The organism is Leucobacter sp., assembly GCF_053528595.1.
This window is the reverse complement of sequence record NZ_JAIVPF010000079.1, coordinates 1-6,140: the sequence shown is the minus strand read 5'-3', so window position 1 is coordinate 6,140 and position 6,140 is coordinate 1. Positions and strand designations below refer to the sequence as shown.

9 protein-coding genes are annotated in these 6,140 nt (G+C 66.7%); all 9 read left to right on the top strand.

Annotated features, from left to right (window positions below):
- Positions 1–52: 52 nt before the first annotated feature.
- The 9 genes from ACWKZU_RS16030 to ACWKZU_RS15990 all read left to right on the top strand — a co-directional run bounded on the left by ACWKZU_RS16030 (position 53) and on the right by ACWKZU_RS15990 (position 5,857).
- On the top strand, positions 53–370 hold the full coding sequence (locus ACWKZU_RS16030; RefSeq protein ID WP_449283334.1) for a WXG100 family type VII secretion target: 318 nt from the start codon (positions 53–55) through the stop codon (positions 368–370).
- 44 nt (positions 371–414) lie between these two features.
- Entirely contained in the window at positions 415–705 is a 291-nt protein-coding gene (locus tag ACWKZU_RS16025; protein ID WP_449283333.1) for a WXG100 family type VII secretion target, read from the top strand.
- Between the two features lie 44 nt (positions 706–749).
- Complete coding sequence (locus ACWKZU_RS16020; RefSeq protein WP_449283332.1) at positions 750–2,057, top strand: hypothetical protein; 1,308 nt, start codon at positions 750–752, stop codon at positions 2,055–2,057.
- 89 nt (positions 2,058–2,146) lie between these two features.
- Positions 2,147–2,563 (top strand): hypothetical protein, encoded by a 417-nt coding sequence (locus tag ACWKZU_RS16015; protein WP_449283331.1) that lies wholly within the window; start codon positions 2,147–2,149, stop codon positions 2,561–2,563.
- A 37-nt stretch (positions 2,564–2,600) separates the two neighbouring features.
- Positions 2,601–3,245, top strand: a complete 645-nt coding sequence (locus tag ACWKZU_RS16010; RefSeq protein WP_449283330.1) for a hypothetical protein — start codon at positions 2,601–2,603, stop codon at positions 3,243–3,245.
- A 163-nt stretch (positions 3,246–3,408) separates the two neighbouring features.
- On the top strand, positions 3,409–3,693 hold the full coding sequence (locus ACWKZU_RS16005; RefSeq protein WP_449283329.1) for an SAV_915 family protein: 285 nt from the start codon (positions 3,409–3,411) through the stop codon (positions 3,691–3,693).
- A complete protein-coding gene (locus ACWKZU_RS16000) occupies positions 3,690–3,986 on the top strand; it encodes a hypothetical protein (RefSeq protein ID WP_449283328.1) in 297 nt (98 codons plus the stop codon). Before ACWKZU_RS16005 ends, ACWKZU_RS16000 begins: the two co-directional genes overlap by 4 nt.
- Entirely contained in the window at positions 3,983–5,092 is a 1,110-nt protein-coding gene (locus ACWKZU_RS15995) for a hypothetical protein (RefSeq protein ID WP_449283327.1), read from the top strand. Before ACWKZU_RS16000 ends, ACWKZU_RS15995 begins: the two co-directional genes overlap by 4 nt.
- 3 nt (positions 5,093–5,095) lie before the next feature.
- Positions 5,096–5,857 carry a hypothetical protein gene (locus ACWKZU_RS15990; protein ID WP_449283326.1) on the top strand — a complete coding sequence of 254 codons (762 nt, stop codon included), beginning with the start codon at positions 5,096–5,098 and terminating at the stop codon, positions 5,855–5,857.
- Positions 5,858–6,140 lie beyond the last annotated feature (283 nt).

The following is a 6,140-nucleotide window of genomic DNA, read 5'->3' as shown; positions in this document are numbered from 1 at the left end:
TCGGTGTTGGTGGTCCCGGTTTCGGGTTGGTTTTTGTGAAGGGGGAGTTGTGATGGCTCAGACTATTTCCGCTGAAGAGGGGGCTCTGCGTCGGGGGCAGCAGGCTGTTGCCGAGGCGAAGGCTGGTATCGATCGGCAGACGAAGAAGGTGCGTGGCGATATCGAGCAGTTGCGCGGGTATTGGACGGGTTCGGCTGCGGGGGCGTTCACGCAGTTGATGCAGCGTTGGGATGCGGAGACGGTGAAGCTGAACAACGTGTTGCTGGATCTGGAGAATGCGTTGCGGGGGACCGAGCAGGATCAGGCGTCGACGGAGCAGGAGCAGCAGCAGGCCATTTCGGGTCTGGGTGCGATGATGTCGGGGCAGTGAGGGTTCGGGGCGGTTTTCGAGAGGGGATGTAGAGGATTATGAGTATGCAGTCGATGTCGGTGCAGACGGCGCAGGTGAGTGCGCTTGCGGCGGAGATCCGGAACGGGTCGCAGGGGATTCGGTCGGAGATCGAGCGTCTGGAGTCGGAGGTGGCGAAGTTGCGGGGTGCGTGGAGTGGTGAGGCGCAGAACTCGTATGATGCTGCGCAGCGCGAGTGGACGAAGTCGTTGGGGGAGTTGCAGGCGTTGCTGGAGCGGATTTCGGGGAGTACGGAGCAGATCGCTCAGACGTACAACGCGAGTGATGCTCGGAATGCCGGCCGTTTCGCCGGCTGACACACGGCACAGGCACAGCTCCACGCTCGCGGAGAGGTAAACGAGTGGCAGACTACGGGGACATCTCGACCATCATCGGCGAGATGAAGCGCGCGGCAATCGATTCGTTCATGGCGAATCAGGGATGGTTCGTGGACTACGAGTACTCGGACCGTTACGCCTTCTGGGGATTCATTCCCAGCTGGTACCGACGGCCGGAGGAGGACGGCGAAGGCGGCGGTGAGCGGATCGCGGTGGGAAGCGACTCGTTGGTGGAGGGCTTCAACAACATCCGATCCCGTATCGATGGATCGACGAGCAAGTGGGTCGGGCTGCCGACAGGGTCCGGAGCCTCAGCGGGACAGGAGTCGGCGAACTCGGTTGCGACGGAGTTCGGTGCCGCCGGCTCAGGGGGGAGCGCGATCGCCGACGGCGAGGTCGAGAAGTCGATCGACACGATCAGCAACACCGTCGTCAGCAATGTGCGCGGTTCCTTCAAAGCGCCGTTCCTCGACAAGTACGATGCGCAGTTCGCGAAGATCGTCGGGGGGCTCGGAGCTGCGAGTGCGCTTCTGCAGACCGCCTACGCCGCGGAGGGGGCCATCTGGCCGGCAGCTCGGCAGGACGCGGTCGACATCTGCGACAGCGTGCGTAACGCCTTTCGTCTCAACGCGAAGCAGAGCGCTGAAGAGGTCCGCGATTTCGCGTTCGGCGTCATCGGAGCGGTGGCCGGAGTCGTGACCACGGTGGCGAGCGCCGGAACGGCCGCTCCCATCGTGACGCTGCTGAGTCTTGCGAAGACCGCTTCGGATGCCGTGGGCAAGCTCGATGCTGCGGCGAATATCGCCACGGACAGCTACGACTCGATCATCGAGTCGCTCGAGTCCGCATCCCGAAACCTCGATGAGGTCATCACCGAGCAGGAGCGTGCTGTTCGCGACATGACCGACCGTGCGAGCGAGGTCATCTCGACCGAGAACGAGAGCTTCAACCTCGACGCGTACTCGCTGCGAACGTTCCCGACTGACAACATGATCTCGCTCGATCGGAGCGAGGCCGACACGGTCATCTTGAACATGGACCGCCTGATCTCGGCGATGGGCTCTGCGACGACGGCGGTGAGTTCGATTCCGGGCGACGTGTTCCTGCGCAGGGACCCCGGGGTCGGATTGGGGGCGACCGGGCCGTATGCGCAGATCAGCCGGCTCCACGAGTTGCTGTCGCAGTGCCTCACCTCGACGCGCAACGAGTACGAGCGAGGCCGAGATCTCTTCCAGGCAGTCGTGGACGATTACTTCGCGACGGAAAGCGAAGCCGAAGCCATAGCGCAGGCCCTGATGCGGGAACTCGAAACGGAGACTCTGGGATCATGAGCCTGACGAGTCGTTATTTCGGGCCTGTCGCGCCGCGAGCGACCCACCGCGTTGCAGAATCCGCGAGCGTCCCGAGCGCTCTCAGCGGAGTGGACGATATCCGTCTCGTGCTCGCAGATCCGCTGCATGCGCGGCAGAGTCACCTCGATCAGGCCGACACGGCGCTCGATTTCTTCGAGCAGTTCGACGCTCGAGCGCGTGACGCCATCGCCCGTGCGGCCTCAGACGATCTGTCCGTACCGGGACGCATCTTCGCCGATGCGAGTGTTCTGGGGGCCGGGCGGGGACTCACTCCGCAGGAGTTCGCGAGCGGGTTGCGCGTGACCTCCGTCGTCGTCTCGCCGGACGGGGGAGACACTTCTCCGGACCGTCTCGCCGTGACGTATGCGACGTCACGCGGATCCGTCCAGCGACTCTTCTGCGCGATCGTTCGACTGGGATCCGGTCTGGTGTTCGCCGAACCGGAGGAGGAGCGAGCATCCGCAGGGAACATCTCGTACCGCTGATCGAGGATCGGAGTGCGTGCTGGTGAGAGAGGAACCGATGACGAGTCGCGGACACCGCCTGGGAGACGCCGCGCCGCCGCCGGCCGCGTCGGCGCTCTCGATCGTCGCGTGGGTGATGATCGCCGTGTCGCTGGTCGCGACGCTCACCGGATTGTTCTGGGCGCGGCTGTGGCTCGTCGGGCTGGTGATCGCGGTCGTGGCGTTCGTCCTCAGCATTGTCGTGGCCAGGCGAGGACGGCGGGGGTCGGTCTTCGCCGATGCCCGTGTCCTGGTGAGCCTCGTCGCGTTGGTCCTGCCCATCGCGATCGCGATTGCGAGTCTGCTCGGCTGGGCCGGCCGGATGGGAGCGAGCCCGGCCGCGGAGGAGCTGCACATCGAGTTGCACGCCGAGGCGGAAGGCGACTTCACGGTGACGTATTCCGAGCCGCTCGCGGCGGGGGCGGTGAAATCGACCACGGTCGAGGCCGACGCATCCGACAGCTTCGAGGTCGCGTTCTCCGGCACGAACAGCGAGATCCGGTTCCAGGCGGGAATCTCACCGCACAACATCGGTCCGCAGACCGTCAGCTGCGGGATCCGGATCAACGGTCGTACGGTCATGGAGCGGACCGAGGAGGATCGTTTCGTCGACTGCTCCGCGAACCTGCAGGAACTGTATCGTGAGCAGATCGGGTCGGAGTAGCCGGGCTCGACCGGGCGGAGCCGGGGCGCAGGGACGAGCGCCGATGCGGTCGTGAAGTGAAACGCGATGAAGCGGGCGACGGCCCGGCCGAGACCGTGTAATAGGGTTCTGAGAGCGGCGGAGCACCGCCGCCATCGGACCCCCGACAGAAGGTGCTGCACGTATGAGCCAGGGCGTGATCGTTCCTCCGGTGCTCTATCTCCCCGTCGTCGAGGGGCAGGATGCACCGGGGCAGGAGTTCGTGGTGAGGAGCCTCACCGATGGGCGGGACGGGCTTCTCGCCTACACCGCGTTGGACCGCCTCGTCCGAGCCTGCGGCGAGGAGCAGCCCTGGATCCTCCTCCCCATCGAGGAACTCGAGCGTGTGAAGCAGGCGCAGCCGTTCGACGTCGTCGCCTTCGACCTCGACGTGCCGCCGACGCAGCGACGAGGAGGACGACTCGCATGACGCACATCTATCTCGACCGCGAGAGCATGGAACGTCGGCTCGCGGACGTCATCGAGCGGGTCGACGCGGCCGACACGGCGATCGGCGGGATGCCGGACACTCCCGACGCCGGGATCGCTACCTCGCTGGTCGCCTTCATCGCATCCGCCGGGGCCGAGGCATCCGGGCTGGCAGCGGATACCGCGCGAGCGCTCAGCGCGATCGCCATCGATGTCATCGACGACATGAGCAACACCGACAGCATGATCGCCGAGCAGCTCCGCGAGGTGGAACGGGAACTCGACGACCGATGAGCGTCGATCTGAAGATTCCCGGTGACCCGGCGGCGATCCACGTGCTCGCGGACTGGCTCGACGACGTGAAGACCGCACTGGTCGACGTCGACCTGGAGCTGGCCTACATCGCGAGCGACGGGCAGCTCTACATGACGGGCGAGGCAGGCGCTGCGTTTCAGCGCGCGACCACGACGGTGCGCAACCGGAGCGACGCCGTGCCCGCGTATCTGGGCGAAGCCGCGGATGCCTTCCACGCCTACGCGAACCGGCTCGAGCGCGGCGTCAGGGACTTCGACTCGTATCTCGAGCAGTGTCGCGAGTTCGGGCTGACGGTCTACGGGAAGACGGTCATGCGCCCCACCTCGGCGGCGCAGATGTGCGCGGAACCCGGTGTCGATCCCGAGTGGGATGCCCACATGTCCCGGGTGCGGAGCTACAACGACCTGTCCGAGCGGGTCGGCACGTGGTGGGGGGAGCTGGAGGCGTGGATCGCGGAGCATCTCACGCCGCTCGTCGCGAAGGTCGAGGACTTCGAGCAGCTCAACGCGGCATTCGACGACCTCTCCGTCGGCAACGAGGACGTCGTCACGACCGCCCTCGATTTCGCCGACGAGCGTCTGCGGAGGGATCTCGCCGAGTGGCGCGACATCGCTCAGGGCATGCAGGAGGACGCCGATACGTTCACCCGTGGCCTCAGATCCGGCAACCCGGCGGTGAGCGCGGCGGCCGAGGCGGCGAATCCCCGGGCCATCCGCGAGGGCATGCAGGATCTGCTCGACGACATCCACCGCGTGGCGCGGGTGGGCAGGCTGATCCCGGTCGCCGGCGGCGTGATCGAGATCGTCAGCGCGGCGAGCGATATCGCCGGCGGCGATCCGGGGTCCTCGGTGCTCGTCGAGGCCTTCGCCGGTGTGGGCGGCGGCGCGGCAGTCGGCTGGGGCATCGCCGCCGCCGGCGGACCGGTCGGCTGGGTCGTCGGCGGTGCAGCCGCCGGTGGCATACTGATCGGCTCGGGAGCTCGGTGGGCCTGGGAATCCTGGGTGCCGCTCGACGTTCGAGAATCCATCGACGGCTGGTTGTACGACGGCACTTCGGCCTGGCAGGGCCCGCAGCTCGCGCGGTGAACCATGACGCAGACGCACCTGTTCGCACCGCGCATCCCCACCGGCCGACGGTCGGTGTTCCCGAAGGGGAAGGACGTCGCCCCCGGCATCCGGGTGCTCTACCTCCTCCCTCTGGGCGCCGCCCTCATCGCCGTCGCGGATGACCGCCTCGGCTTCCGGCTGTTCATGGCCGGGCTCGCGGCGACCACGCTGCTGCTCGTGGCGGCCCTGCAGCTCTGGAATCGCGCGCTGCGCGCCGGGAGCGTCCGAGTCGTGACGAGCGGTCCGCTGCGTTTCGTCCCGCCGCCCTATCTTCGGCCGCTCTTCGCGATCGTCGCGATCGCCTTTCTCATCCCCGCCGTCGTGTCCCTCGTCGTCGCGCTCCTGGGCCTGCCGACGATGGGCGGCAGTACGAGGTTCACCACCGTGCTGCCCTATCTCCTCGCAGTCGTCTCGCTCGTCTCGCTGGTTCGGCTGCTCTGGTCGATGCGCACTCCTGCCGGCCTCCGCGTGGACGCCGAGGGGCTGAGCGGAGTGCGCGGCAGCAAGCGCGTGCAGCTCGCCTGGAACGATCTCGACGGCGCCCTGGCGCCGGGGCCGCACGGGCCGACGCTCGCGCTGCTCACCCGAACGCACGGGCCCATCTCCATCGATGCTCACCACATCGGTTCTGATCCTGCCGTCGTCGCCGGCGTGATTCAGCACTACCTGGACCACCCGGCCCAGCGTTTCCGGCTCGAGGACGGGATGGGCGCGATCCGCGCGGTCGAAGGTCTCTCGCGGTAATCGATCGTGTCTGGGCCGCTCGGTGGAGCGCCGGTGCCACCCGCCCGGGTGCGACGTTCTTCGAGAAGTTGGCGTCTGTACTTGGTGTCTGGGTTTGGTTTCGCGTAGCGTCGGTGGTGGTGATTCTGCGTGGGCGGGGTTATCGGTGTTGGTGGTCCCGGTTTCGGGTTGGTTTTTGTGAAGGGGGAGTTGTGATGGCTCAGACTATTTCCGCTGAAGAGGGGGCTCTGCGTCGGGGGCAGCAGGCTGTTGCCGAGGCGAAGGCTGGTATCGATCGGCAGAC

Excerpts from the sequence above, each read along its gene's own strand:
- ACWKZU_RS16010 (WP_449283330.1), top strand. The coding sequence starts at position 2,601 with ATGACGAGTCGCGGACACCGCCTGGGAGACGCCGCGCCGCCGCCGGCC.
- ACWKZU_RS16000 (WP_449283328.1), top strand. The coding sequence starts at position 3,690 with ATGACGCACATCTATCTCGACCGCGAGAGCATGGAACGTCGGCTCGCG.
- ACWKZU_RS16025 (WP_449283333.1), top strand. The coding sequence starts at position 415 with ATGCAGTCGATGTCGGTGCAGACGGCGCAGGTGAGTGCGCTTGCGGCG.
- ACWKZU_RS16030 (WP_449283334.1), top strand. The coding sequence starts at position 53 with ATGGCTCAGACTATTTCCGCTGAAGAGGGGGCTCTGCGTCGGGGGCAG.
- ACWKZU_RS15990 (WP_449283326.1), top strand. The coding sequence starts at position 5,096 with ATGACGCAGACGCACCTGTTCGCACCGCGCATCCCCACCGGCCGACGG.
- ACWKZU_RS15995 (WP_449283327.1), top strand. The coding sequence starts at position 3,983 with ATGAGCGTCGATCTGAAGATTCCCGGTGACCCGGCGGCGATCCACGTG.
- ACWKZU_RS16005 (WP_449283329.1), top strand. The coding sequence starts at position 3,409 with ATGAGCCAGGGCGTGATCGTTCCTCCGGTGCTCTATCTCCCCGTCGTC.